The sequence below is a fragment of the Sphingomonas sp. PAMC 26605 genome (genome assembly GCF_000241485.1).
Classification (GTDB): domain Bacteria; phylum Pseudomonadota; class Alphaproteobacteria; order Sphingomonadales; family Sphingomonadaceae; genus Sphingomonas.
Window position 1 is genome coordinate 969390 of sequence record NZ_JH584241.1, and the last position, 18629, is coordinate 988018.

Annotated in this window: 20 protein-coding genes; 10 read left to right on the forward strand and 10 right to left on the reverse strand. The window is 67.5% G+C overall.

Annotation, left to right across the window (positions count from 1 at the left end; translation table 11 throughout):
• The first annotated feature begins 1 nt into the window (after position 1).
• The 10 genes from bchL (at position 2) to hemA (ending at position 8483) form a co-directional block, all read left to right on the forward strand.
• The gene (bchL, locus tag RH90_RS04340; RefSeq protein ID WP_010184119.1) at positions 2–892 is read left to right on the forward strand and encodes a ferredoxin:protochlorophyllide reductase (ATP-dependent) iron-sulfur ATP-binding protein; all 891 of its coding nucleotides are present in this window, start codon (positions 2–4) and stop codon (positions 890–892) included.
• A 136-nt stretch (positions 893–1028) separates the two neighbouring features.
• Entirely contained in the window at positions 1029–1715 is a 687-nt protein-coding gene (bchM, locus tag RH90_RS04345; protein WP_010184120.1) for a magnesium protoporphyrin IX methyltransferase, read from the forward strand.
• The gene (locus tag RH90_RS04350) at positions 1712–3205 is read left to right on the forward strand and encodes a BCD family MFS transporter (RefSeq protein WP_010184121.1); all 1494 of its coding nucleotides are present in this window, start codon (positions 1712–1714) and stop codon (positions 3203–3205) included. The genes bchM and RH90_RS04350 overlap by 4 nt, the downstream gene beginning before the upstream one ends.
• Before the next feature lie 18 nt (positions 3206–3223).
• The gene (gene puhA / locus RH90_RS04355) at positions 3224–3994 is read left to right on the forward strand and encodes a photosynthetic reaction center subunit H (RefSeq protein WP_010184123.1); all 771 of its coding nucleotides are present in this window, start codon (positions 3224–3226) and stop codon (positions 3992–3994) included.
• Positions 3991–4641 (forward strand): photosynthetic complex putative assembly protein PuhB, encoded by a 651-nt coding sequence (gene puhB / locus RH90_RS04360; protein WP_010184124.1) that lies wholly within the window; start codon positions 3991–3993, stop codon positions 4639–4641. Before puhA ends, puhB begins: the two co-directional genes overlap by 4 nt.
• Complete coding sequence (gene puhC, locus RH90_RS04365; RefSeq protein WP_010184125.1) at positions 4638–5123, forward strand: photosynthetic complex assembly protein PuhC; 486 nt, start codon at positions 4638–4640, stop codon at positions 5121–5123. The genes puhB and puhC overlap by 4 nt, the downstream gene beginning before the upstream one ends.
• Entirely contained in the window at positions 5120–5416 is a 297-nt protein-coding gene (locus RH90_RS04370; protein WP_010184126.1) for a hypothetical protein, read from the forward strand. Before puhC ends, RH90_RS04370 begins: the two co-directional genes overlap by 4 nt.
• Positions 5413–6474, forward strand: a complete 1062-nt coding sequence (gene acsF / locus RH90_RS04375; RefSeq protein WP_010184127.1) for a magnesium-protoporphyrin IX monomethyl ester (oxidative) cyclase — start codon at positions 5413–5415, stop codon at positions 6472–6474. The genes RH90_RS04370 and acsF overlap by 4 nt, the downstream gene beginning before the upstream one ends.
• Positions 6471–7250, forward strand: a complete 780-nt coding sequence (gene puhE / locus RH90_RS04380; protein WP_010184129.1) for a putative photosynthetic complex assembly protein PuhE — start codon at positions 6471–6473, stop codon at positions 7248–7250. Before acsF ends, puhE begins: the two co-directional genes overlap by 4 nt.
• Before the next feature lie 12 nt (positions 7251–7262).
• Positions 7263–8483, forward strand: a complete 1221-nt coding sequence (gene hemA / locus RH90_RS04385) for a 5-aminolevulinate synthase (protein WP_010184130.1) — start codon at positions 7263–7265, stop codon at positions 8481–8483.
• A gap of 195 nt (positions 8484–8678) precedes the next feature.
• On the opposite strand, the gene RH90_RS04390 is transcribed toward hemA, so the two are convergent.
• From RH90_RS04390 to bchC, 10 genes are all read right to left on the reverse strand, one after another.
• A complete protein-coding gene (locus tag RH90_RS04390) occupies positions 8679–9938 on the reverse strand; it encodes a DUF3422 family protein (RefSeq protein ID WP_010184131.1) in 1260 nt (419 codons plus the stop codon).
• Positions 9939–9996: 58 nt separating this feature from the next.
• Complete coding sequence (gene pufC, locus RH90_RS04395) at positions 9997–11091, reverse strand: photosynthetic reaction center cytochrome PufC (RefSeq protein ID WP_010184132.1); 1095 nt, start codon at positions 11089–11091, stop codon at positions 9997–9999.
• Positions 11088–12062 (reverse strand): photosynthetic reaction center subunit M, encoded by a 975-nt coding sequence (gene pufM, locus RH90_RS04400; protein WP_010184133.1) that lies wholly within the window; start codon positions 12060–12062, stop codon positions 11088–11090. The genes pufC and pufM overlap by 4 nt, the downstream gene beginning before the upstream one ends.
• Positions 12063–12075: 13 nt before the next feature.
• Positions 12076–12915, reverse strand: a complete 840-nt coding sequence (gene pufL / locus RH90_RS04405) for a photosynthetic reaction center subunit L (protein ID WP_010184134.1) — start codon at positions 12913–12915, stop codon at positions 12076–12078.
• 118 nt (positions 12916–13033) lie between these two features.
• Positions 13034–13216 (reverse strand): light-harvesting antenna LH1, alpha subunit, encoded by a 183-nt coding sequence (pufA, locus tag RH90_RS04410; RefSeq protein ID WP_010184135.1) that lies wholly within the window; start codon positions 13214–13216, stop codon positions 13034–13036.
• A 28-nt stretch (positions 13217–13244) separates the two neighbouring features.
• Positions 13245–13406 (reverse strand): light-harvesting antenna LH1, beta subunit, encoded by a 162-nt coding sequence (gene pufB, locus RH90_RS22475; RefSeq protein WP_010184136.1) that lies wholly within the window; start codon positions 13404–13406, stop codon positions 13245–13247.
• 121 nt (positions 13407–13527) lie between these two features.
• A complete protein-coding gene (gene bchZ, locus RH90_RS04415) occupies positions 13528–14973 on the reverse strand; it encodes a chlorophyllide a reductase subunit Z (RefSeq protein WP_010184137.1) in 1446 nt (481 codons plus the stop codon).
• Between the two features lie 160 nt (positions 14974–15133).
• The gene (gene bchY, locus RH90_RS04420) at positions 15134–16678 is read right to left on the reverse strand and encodes a chlorophyllide a reductase subunit Y (protein ID WP_010184138.1); all 1545 of its coding nucleotides are present in this window, start codon (positions 16676–16678) and stop codon (positions 15134–15136) included.
• Positions 16668–17651 (reverse strand): chlorophyllide a reductase iron protein subunit X, encoded by a 984-nt coding sequence (locus RH90_RS04425; RefSeq protein ID WP_010184140.1) that lies wholly within the window; start codon positions 17649–17651, stop codon positions 16668–16670. Before RH90_RS04425 ends, bchY begins: the two co-directional genes overlap by 11 nt.
• The gene (bchC, locus tag RH90_RS04430) at positions 17648–18574 is read right to left on the reverse strand and encodes a chlorophyll synthesis pathway protein BchC (protein WP_029625029.1); all 927 of its coding nucleotides are present in this window, start codon (positions 18572–18574) and stop codon (positions 17648–17650) included. The genes RH90_RS04425 and bchC overlap by 4 nt, the downstream gene beginning before the upstream one ends.
• Positions 18575–18629: the final 55 nt, after the last annotated feature.

The following is an 18629-nucleotide window of genomic DNA, read 5'->3' on the forward strand; positions in this document are numbered from 1 at the left end:
TATGGCTCTGCTCGATCCCCCCATGCGCGGCTTGGACGGCGAAGGCTCGCTCCAAGTCGGCCTCGACCCGAACGACCGGATCGGCAACGCCAAGGTGTTCGCGGTCTATGGCAAGGGCGGGATCGGCAAGTCGACCACCTCGTCGAACCTCTCCGCCGCCTTCTCTTTGCTCGGCAAGCGGGTGCTGCAGATCGGCTGCGATCCGAAACACGACAGCACCTTCACGCTGACCAAGAAGCTGATGCCGACGGTCATCGACGTGCTCGAGACGGTCGAATTCCACGCCGAGGAATTGCGGCCCGAGGATTATATGTTCGAGGGCTATAACGGCGTGATGTGCGTCGAGGCGGGCGGGCCGCCGGCCGGCACCGGGTGCGGCGGCTATGTCGTCGGACAGACGGTCAAGCTGCTCAAGCAGCACCATCTGCTCGAGGAAACCGACGTCGTGATCTTCGACGTGCTCGGCGACGTGGTGTGCGGCGGGTTTGCGGCACCGTTGCAGCATGCCGAGCGCGCGGTGGTGGTCGCGGCGAACGATTTCGACAGCATCTTCGCGATGAATCGCATCGTCGCAGCGATCAAAGCCAAGGCCAAGAATTACGACGTGCGCATGGCGGGGGTGATCGCCAACCGCTCGGCTGCGACCGACGAGATCGACCGGTTCAACGCCGCCACGGGGTTGAAGCGGCTCGCGCATTTCCCCGATCTCGACGCGATCCGCCGTAGCCGCCTCAAGAAATGCACTCTGTTCGAGATGGACTCGACCCCCGAGGTCGATGCCGCCTGCCTCGAATACAAGCGCCTCGCCGCGCAGATGTGGGCCGGCTGCGAACCCCTCGACGCGCAGCCGATGAAGGATCGCGAGATCTTCGAATTCCTGGGGTTCGAATGATGCTGGGTGTCGCTCCCCCTTTGCCCGTCATCCCCGCGCAGGCGGGGATCCATACGGGCAAACGTCTTCTGTCGCTTGCGAGCGTTGCGGCAATGGATCCCCGCCTTCGCGGGAATGACGGAATCGGAGGGCGGCGATGACAACCGCGAGCTACACCCACTTTCGCGGCAACCTCGAAACCTATTTCGATCGCACGGCGGCCAAGGCGTGGGAGCAGCTCACCTCCGACGCGCCGGTCAGCGGCATCCGTGCGACCGTCCGCGCCGGGCGAAGCGCAATGCGCGATACGCTGCTCTCCTGGCTGCCCGCCGACATGACCGGGCTGCGGCTGCTCGATGCCGGCTGTGGCACCGGCGCGCTCGCGGTGGCGGCGGCCGAGCGCGGCGCGCAGGTGGTGGCGATCGACGTCGCGGGCAGCCTCGTCCGGATCGCGCGCGACCGCGCGCCCGCGCATCTTGCGATCGACTGGCGCGTCGGCGATCTGCTCGACCCGGCGCTGGGCGCGTTCGACCATGTCGTGGCGATGGATTCGCTGATCCACTACCCGGCGTTCGACATCGTCGCCGTGCTGCAACAGCTCGCCGAGCGGACGCGCGGCTCGATCGCCTTCACCTTCGCCCCGCAGACGCCGCTGCTGATGGCGATGCTCGGCATGGGTCGGATGTTCCCGCGCGGCGACCGCTCGCCCGCGATCCTGCCGGTGCGCGATCGCTTGCTGCGCACGCTGATCACCAACGCCGTCCCGACCAGCCGGATCGCACGCGACCGGCGCATCTCAGCGAGCTTCTATACCAGCCACGCGCTCGAAATGGTCGCCGCATGAGCGGGTTCGCCGCCTTGAAGGCGTCGTTGCTGCCGCACGCCGACGCCCAGCACGGCCGGCTCGCCGCGGTCAGGAGCGGCGCGTTCTGGGGCCAGCTCGGCACGCGCTTCCTGCCCTTCGCCGATGCCGCCACCGCCGAGCTGCCGCTCGGCCGGCTGCTGCGGCTGTCGCTGTTCCAGGTCTCGGTCGGGATGGCGGCGGTGTTGCTCACCGGTACGCTCAACCGCGTGATGATCGTCGAGCTCGGCATGGCGTCGTGGGCGGTCGCGGCGATGGTCTCGCTGCCCTTGCTGTTCGCGCCGCTGCGCGCGCTGATCGGTTTCAAGTCGGATCATCACCAGTCGATCCTCGGCTGGAAGCGCGTCCCCTATATCTGGTTCGGCACGCTGCTCCAGTTCGGCGGTTTCGCGCTGCTGCCCTTCGCCTTGCTGGTGATGACCGGGCTCGGCCATGGTCCGACGATCGTCGGGCAGCTCGGCGCGGGCGTCGCCTTCCTGATGATCGGTGCGGGCATGCACACGACGCAGACCGCCGGCCTCGCGCTCGCGACCGATCTCGCGCCGCCCGACAGCCGGCCGCGCGTCGTCGCCTTGCTCTACGTCATGCTGCTGCTCGGGATGATGGTCAGCGCGATCGTGATCGGCCGGCTGCTCGACCATTTCACGCCGACGCATCTCGTCCAGATCGTCCAGGGCGCCGCGGTGCTGACGGTGGTGCTTAACATGACCGCTTTGTGGAAGCAGGAAGCGCGCCGCCGCGGCGGCACCGCGCCCGAGGAAACCCCCGCGCCCTTCCGCGAGATCTGGGCGCTGTTCATCGCGCGGCCGCGCACGCTGCGGTTGCTCGTCGCGACCGGGCTGGGGGCGGCGGCTTTCTCGATGCAGGACGTGCTGCTCGAACCGTATGGCGGGCAGATCCTTGGCCTGTCGGTCGGCGCGACGACCTCGCTCACCGCTTTGTGGGCGGTCGGCATGCTGAGCGGTTTCGCGCTCGCCGCGCGCAGCCTCGCCAAGGGCGGCGAGCCGCACCGGCTCGCGGGCTTCGGCGGAGTCGCCGGGATCGCCGCGTTTCTCTGCGTCATCTTCGCCGCCCCGCTGCACGCGGTGGCGCTGCTCGCGGTCGGCGCGACGATCATCGGCTTTGGCGGCGGGCTGTTCTCGGTCGGCACGCTGACCGCGGCGATGGCGATTTCGGACACGGCCGAGCTCGACGGCCGCAACGGCCTCGCGCTCGGTGCCTGGGGCGCGGTTCAGGCGACCTGCGCGGGGGCGGCGATCGCGATCGGCGCGATCGTCCGCGACGTGACGAGCGCCGCCGCGATCGCGCACGACCTTGGTCCGACGCTCGCCGACCCGGCGACCGGCTACGGTGTCGTCTACGGCGTCGAGATCGTCTTGTTGCTCGCCACGCTCGTCGTACTCGGCCCGCTCGTCCGACCGATTGCGCCCAATCAGACCATCCGGTTCGGCCTCGCCGAATTTCCGGCTTGAACCCAGGGGAGACCGCCCATGCATCCGACCCTCACTCCCGGCATCGATGTGGCGATGCTCGTCTTCTACGCCTTCGTGCTGTTCTTCGTCTGCCTGGTCTTCTATCTGCGCCGCGAGGATCGCCGCGAGGGTTACCCGCTCGAGCATGAGGTCAGCGGGCAGGTCGAGACCGAAGGCGGGCCGTTCCACACCGCGATCGCCAAGACCTTCAGGCTCTCGTTCGGCCGCGGCTTCGTCACCACGCCGACGCAAGGGCGCGAACCCGTCGATATCGCCGCACGCCGCACCGATCGCTTCGCCGGCGCACCCTATGCGCCGACCGGCAACCCGCTGATCGACGGGATCGGCCCGGCGGCCTACGCCAACCGCAGCAAACATCCCGACATCGACATGGAGGGGCACCCGCGGATCGTCCCGCTCGGCGCCTCGCTCGAGCTGACGATCGCGACGCGCGATCCCGACCCGCGCGGAATGCCGATCTATGGGTGCGACGGACTTCGGGCGGGCACCGTCACCGAAGTGTGGATCGACCGCGCCGACCGGCTCGTCCGCTATCTCGCGGTCGACGGCGCGGCGGGAGCGGGTGCGATTCTTGTGCCGATGATGATGGTGACGATCGACCGCCGCCGCGGCGCGGTGCTGTGCGACGCGATCACCGCCGCGCAATTCGCCGACGCCCCGCGCATCGCGACCGCCACGATCACGCTGTACGAGGAGGAGCGCGTGCTCGGCTATTTCGGCGGCGGCTATCTCTATGCCAGCGTCGACCGTCAGGAGCCGTTCCTGTGACCGAGCATGATTACGAGCCGATCCCGGGGCTGCCGGGACTGCTCCCGCCGGGCGAGCGCATCGTCTGGCAGGGCGCGCCCGACTGGCGGGTACTCGCGCGGCATGCCTATCATACGCGTGCGGTAACCGCCTATTTCGGTCTGCTTGGCGTCTGGGCGGCGATCGCCGCGGTTTCGCGCGGTATCCGCGGCCCCGGCGATCTGTCGGGGGTAGCGCTGACGGCGATGTTCGGGATCGTCGCGGTCGGCCTGTTGCGCGCCCTCGCCTGGGGCGCGGCGCGCACGACGCTCTATACCTTGACGAATCGCCGCGTCGTGCTGCGCATCGGCGTGGCGTTTCCGAAATGCATCAACTTGCCGCTGGCGATGATCGGCACCGTCGGGCTTGCGGTGCAGAATGATCGATCGGGCGACATTCCGCTGGCGCTGACCGGCGAGCGAAGGCTCGGCTATCTCGCGCTGTGGCCGCACGCGCGGCCGTGGCATCTTGCCGCGGCGCAACCGATGCTGCGCGCGCTCCCCGATGCGGCGCAGGTCGCGTCGCTGATCGCGCGCGCATGCCTTGAGGTGCAGCCGAGCGGCCAGATCGCGGTGCCCGTCGTGGCAGCGGCGACCGCCACCGGCTTGCGCCAGGCGGTGGCGGCATGAGCCAAGCCCAACCCCAAGCCGAACAGCTCCCGCGCGGCGCGCTGATCCTCGCCGGGTCGCTGGTCGGATTCGCCTTCCTGCTCACTGCGACCGTCCGCATCGCGCATATCCCGCCCGCCGGATCGCCCGCCGCACTGCGCGAGACGACGCATGTCGCGCCGCTGCAGTCGCGCTCGCTGCGCTTCCTCGACTCGGCCGATCGCGGCGTGCGGATCGAGGATGTCGGCACCGGGCGGACCGCCGGCACGATCACGCCGGGACAGCAGACCGGCTTCATCCGCGGGGTGATGCGCGGACTCGCGCGCGAGCGGCGGATGCACGGGATCGGCAGCGAGGCGCCCTTCACGCTGACGCAGTGGCGCGACGGCGAACTGACGCTGACCGACAGCGCGACCGGCCGCTCGATCGAGCTCAACGCCTTCGGTACGACCAACCGCGCCGCCTTCGCCGCACTGCTGAGCGCCCCGGAGACGTCGCGATGAGCCCGTTCCGCCGCGCCCGCTTCGACACGCCGTGCCGGATCGAGGTCGAGCATAGCGACGAATTCCTTTGCGCGCATGTCGAGCTCGCCGGCGGCGTCGCGATCAACCCGGGCGACCGGGTGCGCGTCCATGGCGATCCGATCCATGTCGCGTTCGGCAGCGCACGCGTGTTCGAGCGCATCGCGACGATCGAGCGCGCCGGGCCGATCGAGCGGCTGTGGACCAAGCTGCGCGGCCATTTCGAGATGCGCGAACTCTACGAAGTCAGCTTTTCGGATCGGAGACTGTCATGAACGCCATCACGCCGATTGCGCCCGCCGATACGCTGGCAATCGCCCGCGAAGACACGGTGCTGTCGCCGCGCTTCTACACCACCGATTATGCCGCGATGGACCGGATCGATGTCTCGCCGGTGCGCGCCGAATGGGACCAGCTGATCGCCGAGATGGTCGCCGATCCGAACCGGCGCCATTTCCGCCGCACCAATGCATTCGACGGCGTGATCGAAAGCTTGCCCGACGGCTTGCGCGAGGAATTCATCGATTTCCTGGTGAGCTCGCTCACCGCAGAATTCTCGGGCTGCATCCTCTATGCCGAGATCCAGAAGCGCGCGCAGAACCCCGACATCAAGGCGCTGTTCCGGCTGATGAGCCGCGACGAAAGCCGCCATGCCGGCTTCATCAACGATACGCTCAAGGATGCCGGAATCGGGGTCGATCTCAGCTTCCTCACCAAGACCAAAAAATACACCTATTTCCGGCCGAAATTCATCTTCTACGCGACCTATCTCTCGGAGAAGATCGGCTATGCGCGCTACATCACGATCTTCCGGCATCTCGCGCAGCATCCGGAGTGGCGCTTCCACCCGATCTTCAACTGGTTCGAGGAATGGTGCAACGACGAGTTCCGCCACGGCGAGGCCTTCGCCATCCTGATGCGGACCGATCCCAAATTGCTGCGCGGGCACAATGTGCTGTGGATCCGCTTCTTCCTCGTCGCGGTCTATGCGACGATGTACGTGCGCGACCATAATCGCCCGGCGTTCCACAAGGCGCTCGGGATCGACCCCGACGAGTACGACTACCGCGTCTTCACGGTCTGCTCGCAGATCACGCGCCAGGTCTTCCCGCTCGTGCTCGACACCGAGTCGCCGCGCTTTCGCGCCGGGCTCGAGCGGATGCGCCGGATCGCCGCCGGAATCGACGCCGCCAAGGCGCAAGGGGGGGTGATCGGCGGGATCAAACGGATCGGCCTGATCGGCGCGGCGGCGGTAAACTTCGCGCGGCTGTATCTGACGCCTGTCCAGCGCAACGCGATCCCCGCCTCGGCCCGGCTGGTTCCCGCCTGGTGACGATCCCGCCGCTCCTGTTCGCGCTTGTGATGTGGTTCATCGGGACGGCTGCAGTGGTGTGGCTCGACAGCCGACCGCGCGCGACTTTCCGCACAAGCTTCCGGCTCGCCGGCGTCGCGGCGGTGGCGGCGACAGGCGCAGTGTGGTGGTCGGCCGATGATGCGAGCTGGGGCGGCGCCTATCTCGGCTTCGCGGCGGCGATCGTGATCTGGGGCTGGCACGAGATGGGCTTCCTGATGGGGTTCGTCGCCGGGCCCAATCGCGCGCCCTGCCCGCCCGCGGCGACCGGCTGGACGCGATTGAGGCTCGCCACCGCGACGGTGATCCATCACGAAGTCGCGATCGCGGCGACCGCGCTGCTGCTGTTCGCGCTGACCTGGCGCCAGCCCAACCAGAGCGCGCCGCTCACCTTCCTTTTGCTGTTCGGTCTGCGGCTCAGCGCCGAGTTCAATCTCTATCTCGGCGTGCCCAACCTCAGCGACGAGGTCTTCCCGGCGCATCTCGCCTATCTCAAGAGCTATTTCCGCAAGCGCGCGGGCAACGCGCTGCTGCCAGTGTCGGTGATCGGCTCGAGCGCGCTCGCCTGCTGGGCGTGGAACGTCGCCGAGGCTGCTCCGACGCAGAGCGGCGCGGCCGTCACCGCGACCTTGCTCGCCGGATTGGCGGCGCTGGGGCTCGTCGAGCATCTTTTTCTTGTGTTGCCGCTGCGCGATGCCAGACTGTGGCAATGGGCGGCAGCAAAGACCCAAGCGGCCAAAGCCGCAATAAGCGAGTAGGAGGGGTACGCCATGGACTATGAGGCATTCTTTCAGGTCGAGCTCGACGCGCTGAAGGAGGATGGGCGCTACCGCATCTTCGCCGAGCTCGAGCGCAAGGCCGGCAGCTTCCCGCGTGCGCGCCATTATGCCGAGGACGGCGTCGGCGATGTCACGGTGTGGTGCTCGAACGACTATCTCGGGATGGGGCAACACCGCAAAGTGCTCGACGCGATGCACGCCACGCTCGATGCGTGCGGCGCCGGTGCCGGTGGGACGCGCAACATTTCCGGCACCACCCACGCGCATGTCGTGCTCGAGGCCGAGCTCGCCGATCTGCACGGCAAGGAAGCGGCGCTCCTCTTCACCTCGGGCTATGTCTCGAACTGGGCGGCGCTCGGTACGCTCGCCGCGCGGCTGCCGAATTGCGTCGTGCTGTCGGACGAGCTCAACCATGCCTCGATGATCGAAGGCATCCGCCACAGCCGCGCGGAGTGCCTGCGCTTCAAGCATAGCGACCCTGACGATCTCGATCGCAAGCTCGCGCAGATCGACCCGGCGCGGCCCAAGCTCGTCGCGTTCGAAAGCGTCTATTCGATGGACGGCGACATCGCGCCGATCGCCGAGATCCTCGACGTGTGCGAACGCCATGGCGCGCTGTCGTATCTCGATGAAGTCCACGGCGTCGGGCTGTACGGCCCGCGCGGCGGCGGCGTCGCCGAGGAACGCGGGCTGATGGACCGCATCACCGTGATCGAGGGCACGCTCGGCAAGGCGTTCGGCGTGATGGGGGGCTATATCGCCGCCTCGGCCGCCTTGTGCGATTTCATCCGCAGTTTTGCGAGCGGCTTCATCTTCACGACCGCGCTGCCGCCGGCGCTCGCCGCGGGCGCGACCGCGAGCATCCGCCATCTCAAAGCAAGCGGCTGGGAACGCGCGCAGCACCACGCGCGCGTCGCGCAGGTCCGGCGGCGGCTCGACGCGATCGGCATCCCGACGATCGACAATCCGAGCCACATCATCCCGGTGATGGTCGGCGACGCCAAGAAGTGCAAGATGATCAGCGACTGGCTGCTCGAGCAGCATGGCATCTATGTCCAGCCGATCAACTATCCGACGGTCCCGGTCGGCACCGAGCGGCTGCGGCTGACGCCGTCGCCGGTACATACCGACGGGGACGTCGACAGGCTCGTCGACGCGCTGTCGGAGATCTGGTCGCAATGCGCGCTGGCGCGGCGCGCGATGGCGGCTTGAAGGGACCTAAAGCGAGGCGGCTGATTTTCTGCGCAATCGCCATCTAACGTCACCCCGGCCTTGTGCCGGGGTCGACGGCTCAGCGCGGCACGGCGCCTGATGCGACAGCGGCACGGTGGACCCCGGGAAGAGCCCGGGGTGACGAGTCTGTGACGGACGGACTCCCTCTCTCGGCGTAAGACGGATTGTGCGGGCCTACTCTTCGAGCCCCCTGCGTACGCGCCGCGCGAACAGCCACGCCGCGCCGAACACCAGCGGCACCGCCCCGACCATCACCCATTCCTTCCAGGCATGCGCCGGCGCCGCGAGATAGCCGATCAGCGCCACCGCATAGTAACTGATCGCCACCACCGAGAGCCCCTCGACCGTTTGCTGCAACCCCAATTGCAGCTGGGTGCGCGTGTCCATCGACTCGAGCAAATCGCGATTCTGCTTGGCGAGCGCGATGTCGATCCGCGTGCGGAGCAGTTCGCTCGTCCAGGCGGCGCGCTGCGACAGATCGTCGAGCCGCGCGGAGAAGCTGTCGCACGTCCGCACCGCGGGCGTCAGCCGCCGCTCGGTGAAGTCGGCGAGCGTCTGATAGCCCGCAATCCGCCCGATTCCGAGCGTCTCGAGCCGGTCGAGACTGAGTTGCGCATAAGCGCGCGTCGCGCTCATCCGATAGCGCGTCTCGGCGAGCAGCCGTGCGAGCTCGGCCGAGAGATAGGTCAGTTCGTCGAGCAGTTCGTCGTCCTGCGTCCGCCGTTCGGACACCGCGTGCGTCAGATCGGCGAGCCGGGCCTCTAGCCGCGAGACGTCGGGGGTCAGTCGCTGCGCCAGCGGCAGGCCGAGCAGCGCCATGTTGCGATAATTGCCGAGCTCCTGCAGCCGCAGCACGAGCTGCGACGGTTCGTCGCGGAGCAGGCCATGGTCGATCAGCAGCAGCCGCCCGAACCCGTCGGTATTGAGCCGGAAATCCGACAGCATCGTCGCCTTTCCACCGGCGATCTGGCAGCGGATCAGCGCATCGGGCGCGAACAGCCGGTCGAGTTGCGCTTCGGGCGGGGGCTCGCTGCCCTGCGGATAGACAGCGATCTGCGTCGCGCGGATCACTGCGCCCGGCATGTCGGCAGCGATTTCGGGCGCGAGCGGATCGAACAGATCGGTCGCGAACGGCTGCTCGAACGCGCCTTCGCGCAGAAAGGTGTAACTCGCGAATTCGGTATGCCGCTCGAGCACCAGCTTGGTCGGGCCGAAATCGACCACCGCGTAGCGCGTATCGGGGGGAAGCTTTGTCGCGACGTGCCGCGTGATGCGCTCGAAATGCGCCGCGGCACCGCTCGCGCCCTCCTCACCGAGCACGGTGACGATCTGCATCAGGCGACACGGCGCCGCAAAGCGCGGCAAGCGGCGGACGTGCATTTCCTCGGCAAGCGCGGCGCGCAGCGGATGATTGTGGAAGCTCAGGCCATCCATGCGGGCGGCTCCGGACGAACCACGCGCCCACAGCCGCGGGGCTGCGGGCGGCGCGCGCTCATTGCCGCTGCGTCATCGCCTGCGGGTTGGCCAGCACCGCGGGCACCGCCTTGCCCGCAGCGCCGCCCTCGGGTGCGGCGGTCGGCATCGGCGGCGCTTTGAGCGTCGGGTTCGCCGCGAGCATCGAAATCCCGCCGAGCGGCTTGTTCTGCCCCTGGTGGCAGGTCTGGCAATTCGCCTTGTAGGGATCGCCATGCGGCCCCTTGCGATACGCCGGGAACACGCCCGTCAGCGAGTTGATATACTGCCCGTTGATATCGCGCACCATGCGGATGCCGTAATAAGCGGTGGCGCGCTGCGGGCGGCTGAGCGTCCAGGATCGGAACGACTGCGTATTGTGGCAATAGGTGCAATTGACGCCGAGCGCGGTGCTCATGTGCATCATCAGGCCATAGGTCTTTTCGGCATCCTTGATCGACACGACATGGCTCGGCGAAGGATATTGGCTGCTTGCCGCGACGCGGATCTGCGCCGTGCCGTTGAGATAGGTCTGGAACGGATCATAGGGCAGTGAGGCATAGCCGACCGCGACGTTGGGCGTGTTCTGGCCATGCTTGTTGCGCACGATCGAATCGGGATCGGCGACGCCTTCGGCGATCGCCCATTTGTAGACCGGCACCGCATTGCCGCGGTGGCAGGTCCAGCACGTCACGCCGGTCTGTTGGACGTGGCTCGACCATTTGCCGTTGATCTGCCGCGTCATCTGCAGCATCCGCCGCGCGACGACCTTGGTGTATTTCTCGTCCGACGCCATGTTGTTGGGGTTGTGGCAATAGTTGCAGCCCTGTTCGGGCGGCGCGACCCATTGGTTGATCGAGGCCATCAGATGGTTGAAGCGCTCGGTCGAGACGTCGCCGAGCACCTTGACGTTCTGATAGGTTTCGCGCGCGCGCGGGCCGCTATCGTCGGGGAGCGCATAGGGTGGCGCGGGGATCGCCGAGGCCTTGACCATGTGGCGCACGTCGATGATCTGGTCGCCGCCGGTGCCGCGATAGCCCGTCTGCTGCGTGATTTTCCGCCCGAATTCGCAGCCGCCCAGCATCAACGGGCCGGTCAGGGCAACGATCATCAACAAGCTGTGCCGCGCGGTCATTGCGATGCTCCCGGAAGCGTCGCGGGATCGACGACGCCGGTCCCCGGATAATTGGGCGCATAGCCGTGCTGGATCGCCCAGAGATACCAATTGTCGACCACGGTGCCGGTCAGCAGGATGCCGATCCCGCCGGTCAGCGTGGTCAGCACCGCGAACCACCAGGCCCAGCGATGGATCGATTCGTAGGTCGCGTTGAACCCCATCGTCCAGCGCCAGAACAGCGCCGCGCGCTCGGCGGCGGTGCCGCGATCGGTGATATGCTCGAGCTCGCGCTCGCCGCCGTAACGCCCGACCGCGAGGATCGTCGCGCCGTGCATCGCGAACAGCAGCGTCGACCCGTAGAGGAAGACGATCGAGAGGCAGTGGAACGGGTTGTAGAAGAGGTTGCCGTAACGGATCGAGAAGGCTGCGGTCCAATCCAGGTGCGGGAAGATCCCGAACGGCACCGCCTCGGCCCAGCTCCCCATCAGCATCGGCCGAATGAAGCCGAGCACGAGCATCAGCCAGATCGCGCTCGCGAACGCCCAGGGGACGTGCGTCCCGAGACCCAGCGCCTTGGCGCGGCGGAAGGTGCGCAGCCACCACAGCAGCACCGAGGTGGTCATCGAGAAGCCGGCGATCTGCCACCAGCCGCCATGCGCGAGCGGCACGAACAGCTGGAAGCCATATTCGGGTCCGGGCGGCTCGAGCGCGAGCCACGGCAGCTGCCGCGCGAACTGGATCGGGTTCCAGCCGACCGACGCCCACATGTTGAGCCCGATCACCTCGAACGCGAGGAAGCCGAACATCAGCGACAGGATGCCGAGCCCGCCGAGATAGATCGGCCCGATCTGCGCATTGCCGATCTTGCCCATCCAGTAGGAGAAGGCCGGCTTGCCGAGCCGCGGGAAATCATACGCCCCAAGCGCCGGCCCGGTCTCGGGCGCCCCGCGCAGCTGGATCTGGGTGAAGATGTTCTGATAGCTTGCCACGCGAAATCTCCCCTCAGGACCAGATCGGCAGGTTGAGCCACCAGCTCCACCATTCCGGCCAGCCGCGTGTCCACAGCGGCCCCGAGATGATGATGCAGACGGCACTCCAGAAGCCCGCGCTCAGCGCGAGGAACAGCCCGAGCCGGTGGATGCCGAGCGTGCCGATCGAATAGCCGATCGTGTCGCGGAAGAAGGCGTCCTCATATTCGGGCGACTTGACCTCGCCCTGCGTTCCGTCGGGGTTCTTCGCGGGGTTCGCCGCCGACAGCACCAGCCCGCCATGCAGCGCGAGCGCGAGCGTCGTGGTGAAGAAGAAGCTCACCGCGAGCATGTGCGCGGGATTGTAGTGGAAATGGAGATATTGGTAGCCGGTGTTCGACACCCAATCGAGATGGCTGAAGATGCCGTAGGGAAAGCCGAAGCCCCACGCGCCGAGCAGCATCGGGCGGATCACGACGAGCGAGACATAGGCGAAGATCGCGACGCCGAACGCGGCGGGGACATGATAGCCGATGCCGAGCTTGCGGCAAATCTCGACCTCGCGCAGCGCCCAGGACACGAACGACCCGACCGCGCAGATCGTGATGATCTGCCAGAACCCGCCCTCGCGCAACGGCGCCAGCGACAGACCGTAGCGCAGGTCGGGCGGCGCGATGCTGATCAGCCAGATGTTCCAGGTCGGCCCGAGCGACGCGGCATAGACGATCAACGCCGTGCCAAGCCCTGCAAACAGGGCCGTGGTCACCCCGAAGAACCCCACATAAAAGGGCCCGACCCAGAAGTCGAAAAGGTCACCGCCGAGCAGCGTGCCGCCGCGGACGCGGTATTTTCGTTCGAAACTCAGCAGCGCCATGACGCCATCCTCCACCGCCTGTCCACGGCTGAATCCGTGGCACGCGAATCCCTCACGCAAGTGTCCGGCTTCGAGCGGATGGGGCGGCTGTCACGTCCCATCCGCTCGAGCGCGCGCGCTATGGCGCTGGCGTCGTCGCCGGCGCGGTCGCTGCCGCCGGGGCGGTATGCGGACCATCGAGCCAGTTGAACCGATCGGTGCTGAGCAGGATGAAATGAATCAGCAGCGCCAGCACGAACAGGAAGGCGAACAGAGCGACGAGCGTGCGCCGCGGATCGAAGATAAGCCAAATTCTCCACATGACGTGGTCTCCTCGCTAAGATGGAAGATCAGTGAATCCAGGGGCGCCACATCCACACGAGGATGTGCGCGACGATCGCCACCGCGGTGAACAATGCGAAGCTGGTGATGAAGAGTTTATGGAACTCCTTCGCTTCTTCCGGGGTCAGATATGTCCCCGGCCCGAACCTTTCGTCTCGTTTGTCGCTCATTGCTGCGTCTCCATTCTGACGACCACGAACAGGAGCGTCAGAGGCGCTCCCCGGCTGCATCCACGCGGCACCTGCCGTGGGATCCTGGGTCCGCGCGAACGCGGAAAAAGACGCCGCGCGGTCACCCGCCGCGGCTTTCGGTGATGGCGTGCGCGAGACGTACCGGCGACACCGACGCTTCGCCGGCGCGGCGCGCGCCGCGTTCGGCGGCATCGCGGATCCGCTTCGCGGCGGAGATGCGGACCAATACGGGCTCGCGCTCGACCACTTCATCGAACGCCGCCTTGGCGGCATCGTCCCACGCGACCTCGCGCTCGATCCGCGCGGGCGTCGCCTCGACCGCATCGAGCTGCCCGGCGAGCGGCAGGATGTGGAAGAGCGCGTCGAACAGCGCGTTGCACACTTCCTGGATGAGATAGGTCGCGCCGGCATAGCCCATGAACGGCGTGCCAATGTGGCGGCGGATCACCGCGCCGGGGAAGCTCGCCGGGATATAGACACCGCGCGCGCCGGCCTCGGCCATGTACATCCGCTCGTTGAAGCTGCCGAACACGATCAGCGGCGGGTTGGCGCGGATCGCGTCGATCACTGCGTGATTGTCGGGCTTGATCCCGGCCGAGCGCGCGAAGGCGAAGTGGCACGGCAGCCCCATATCGCCTTCGAGGAACGCGCGGATGCCTCTCGCATAGGTTTCGGTCGCGACGATACCGAAGCTTGCGGTACCGAAGAAATCCTGCGTGACCGAGCGCCACAGATCCCACAGCGGCTTGATCGTGGTGTGCTTCTCGCGCTCGATGAACGGCTCCGGATCGAGTCCGAGCAATTCGCCGAGCTTGCGGAGAAAGAGCGTGGTGCTTTCGAGGCCGATCGGCGCCTGGAGGTAAGGCCGCTCGAGCGCTTCGCACAGCCCCCGGCCGAATTCGCGATACAGGCAGACATTGACCTGCGCGTCCGCGAGCTTGCGGACATCGGCGAGATGGCTGCCCAATGGGAAGACCATGCCGATTTCGGCGCCGATCCCTTCGATCAGACGGCGGATCTCGGCGAGATCGGACGGCATGTTGAAGCAACCATACATCGGGCCGATCAGATTGACCTTGGGGCGCTCCCCCTCCTTGAGCGGGCGCAGCGCGGGCACTTTCTTCGGGCCGAACTGCGTCCACAGCCAGGTCAGCGCGCGGTCGCCCGACTGCCACTGATCCTCGTCGATCGTGCGCGGCAGGAAACGCTGGATGTTGGTGCCCTCGGGCGTGACGCCGCCGCCGATCATCTCGGCGATCGATCCGGTCACGACGACCGCGGGCAGATCGGGGTCGAGCGCCGCCCAGGCGCGCTTCATCGCGCCCTCGGTGCCGTCGCGGCCGAGTTCCTGTTCGCCGAGCCCCGTGACGACGATCGGCAATTCGTGCGGCGGGAGCGCATCGGTATAGTGCAGGACCGAGGTGACGGGCAGGTTTTCGCAGCCGACCGGGCCGTCGATGATCACCTGCAATCCCTTGATCGCGGTGAAGGCGTAGACCGCACCCCAATAGCCGCCGGCGCGATCATGATCGAGGATGAGCGTCATGGCTCCACCTCCCTCGTCACCCCAGCGGAAGCTGGGGTCTCGTGGCAAGTGGCGCGCGCGTGCAGCGGGAGATCCCAGCTTTCGCTGGGGTGACGGATATGGGCTGGGTGACGGCCGCGGCTGGCGTCGCGGTCGTAAAGGACGAGGTTGGCCGCGACGCTCATACCCCGACGCTCTCTTCCGCCTTCGCGGCGGCGATGCGTTTGGCGGCGTATTTGGCCTTGAATTCGGGCCGGTCGACCGGCGTGTCTTCCCACACGCCGGCCGACGGCCCCACCCCCACCCCTTCGAAGAAGCGCGTCATCTTGTCGAAGCGCGCCCGGTTGGCGAGCGCGGCGTTGACCACCAGCGCCAGACTCCCCGCCCCCGCCGGCCCCATCAGCGGCCGCGCCGAGATGAGGTTGGTGAAATAAAGCGCCGGGATCGCCTTCTGCTTGGCATGCTGGACGACGGGCGTCGTGCCGATCGCGAGATCGGGGCCAAATTCCTCGACCGCGGCCAGATCCTGCTCGAGGCTCGCACGATACTGGACGCGGCACCCATGCGCCTCGAGCCAGTCGCGATCGGGGTCGGACCACACCGTGCGCGGGCACGCCGTGCCGACATAGGGGACGTCCGCCCCGCTTTCGATCAGCAGCCGCGCGACGAGCAGTTCGGAGCCTTCATAGCCCGAGACGGTGATCCGCCCCGAAATGGGTTTGGCGGCGAGCGCGCCGCGGATCGCGGGGAGAAAGCGGTTCTTGGCCGCATCGACCCTTCCCTGAGCAATACCGCACGCCGCGCCGATCGCGTCGAGCCACGCCGCCGTCCCCTCCGCGCCGACCGGCGCCGAACCCACTACGCTGCGCCCCGCCGCCTCGAACTCGCGGACGCTCGCGGTATAGAAAGGATGGATCGCCGCCACCGCGGCACAGTCGAGCGCGGCGTAGAGCTCGCGCCATTCGCGCGTCGGGACGACCGGGCCGGCGGCCAGGCCCAGCGGCTCGAGCAGCAGCCCGATTCCGGGCGGGTCGGCGGGGAACATCTCGCCCAGGAGCGTCACGCTCGGCCGGTCGGCGCGGTGCTTCGGTGCGGCGACGGGGCCGTGCTCGGCTTCCTTGCGCGCATAGGCGAGCATCGCGCCGGCGAGCACGTCCTTCGCTTCGGCGTGCGTCGGGACGCCGAAGCCGGGGACGTCGATGCCGATGATGCGCACGCCGTTGATCTGGTCGGGGAGCAATTGCAGCGGAACGCCGCTCGCGGTCGGCACGCAGAGGTTGGTGACGATCACCGTGTCGTACAGCGCCGGGTCGGCGAGTTGATGGACCGCATCGCGAATGTCCTCGAACAATTTTCCCGTGACGAGCGTCTCGGACGAGAAGGGGACGTAGCCGACGCTGCGTTTGGCGCCGTAGAAATGCGAGGTGAAGGTCAGGCCATAGACGCAGCAGGCCGAGCCGGAGAGGATCGTCGCGGTGCGGCGCATGCGTAAGCCCACGCGGAGCGAGCCGAACGCCGGGCACATCGATTGCGGCTGATCGTGCGGGCCCTTGGGATAATCGGCGTCGTAGCGTGCGAGCAGGTCGGACTTGCCGGCGAGTTCGGCGGCTTCGCGCAGGGTGGCGCCGCTTGAGCAGCCGCCTTGGGCCGAAAGGTCGATCCGGTCGCGGCCTCTCTCCTCCCTTCCAGGGAGGGGAGCGGCGACGAGGCGCGCGTCAGACGGCATCGTAGATCACCTCGAGCGTCGGCTTCGCCACGAACGCAACCCCGCGCATATCCGACTGGCTCGCGGGTTTCAGCGCGTAATCCGCCCCCGTCACATCCGCCGAGAACAGCCCGAGCAACCCGTCCTGATCGAGCGGCGTCGGCCGCAGCGGCGGCGCCTCGGCGACGTTGACCGCGAGCTGCTCGAACAGGCTCGCCCACTGCCCGCCGGGCTTGCCGATGATCTGATAGTTGGCGCTCTTCTTGCGGATGTCCTCGTTCGCCGGGATCGCGGTCAGCACCGGAATCCCGACGGCATCGGCAAACGCATTGGCTTCGCCTGTGCCGTCATCCTTGTTGAGGATCATCCCCGCGACGCCGACATTGCCGCCCATCTTGCGGAAATATTCGACCGCCTTGCAGACGTTGTTGGCGACATAGAGCGACTGGAGGTCGTTCGAGGCGACGACGATCACCTTCTGGCACATGTCGCGCGCGATCGGCAGGCCGAAGCCGCCGCACACCACGTCGCCGAGGAAATCGAGCAGGACATAGTCGAAGCCCCATTCGTGGAAGCCGAGTTTCTCGAGCGTCTCGAAGCCATGGATGATCCCGCGCCCGCCGCAGCCGCGACCGACTTCGGGCCCGCCGAGCTCCATCGCGAACACCCCGTCGCGCTGGAAGCAGACGTCCTCAATCCCGATCTCCTCGCCCGCGAGCTTCTTCTTCGAGCTCGTCTCGATGATCGTCGGAGTCGACTTGCCCCCGAACAGCAGCGACGTCGTGTCGCTCTTGGGGTCGCAGCCGATCAGCAGCACGCGCTTGCCCTGCTGCGCCATCATGTAACTGAGGTTGGCCAGTGCGAACGACTTGCCGCTGCCGCCCTTGCCGTAGATCGCGATGATCTGCGTTTCCTTGGTCACCGGCCCGGTCGGAACGGGATCGGGCTCGTACGCGGCTTCGTCGCGCAGCGGGCCTGGGTCGAGCATCGTCATACCGCACTCCAATCGAGCACCATCTTGAGACAGGCGGGGTCGCCGAACGCGGCGGGATAGGCCTCGACCACCGCCGCGGCCGGGCGGACATGGCTGATCAGCCCGTCGAGCCGCAGCGCGCCGGAAGCGATCAGCGCGCTGGTCGCGGCGACATCGTCGGGAGTGAATTCGGCGGAGATGCGCAACCGCGCCTCGCGCTGGAAGGCGGGCGGAAACGCGAAGTCGAGCCGGTCGTAAAAGCCCGCGAGCACGATCTCGCCGCGCTTCGCAAGCCGCGGGACGATCGTGTCGAGAATGGCGGACGCCCCGCTTGCCTCGCAGATCGTCGCATAATCGCGGCGCGCGTCGTCCGCCGGGTCGATCACCGCGTAGCCGACGGCGTCGCGCCGCTCGGGGTTGGTTTCCCAGACGGTCGGAGCCGCCGCGCCCAGCGCGAGCGCGATCCGCGCCACCAGCCGACCGACGATACCGTGGCCGATCACCAGCTCCGGAGCAGCGCCCCCCGCCACGGCATGATAGGCCGTCGCGGCCAGCGCAGTGAGGATTCCGTCGGCGCCGAGCGATTCGTCGACCGGCAGCGCGCGCGCCGACGGCAGCACGACGCGCCGCGCCGATCCGCCGAACAAACCACGCGCGCCCTCATAGCAATTGGCGCCGGGAACGAACACCCATTCGCCGATCCGCCCGCGGACCTCGCCACCCGCATCGACGATCCGGCCGACCGATTCATACCCCGGGACCAGCGGATAGCCCATGCCGGGAAAGGCCGGCATCTTGCCCGACCAGAGCAGTTTCTCGGTGCCGGCGCTAATCCCGCTCCAGGCAATCTCGATCAGCACGTCGGCGGGGCCGACCGGGTTCAACGCCAGACGTCGCAGAGCAACCTGTTCGGGAGCCTCCAATACGATCGCCAACGTCTCCACCCTGCATCCCCTGCAGCGGCCCTTTAGGGTCCTGATGGTGTCAGTCTATATGGAC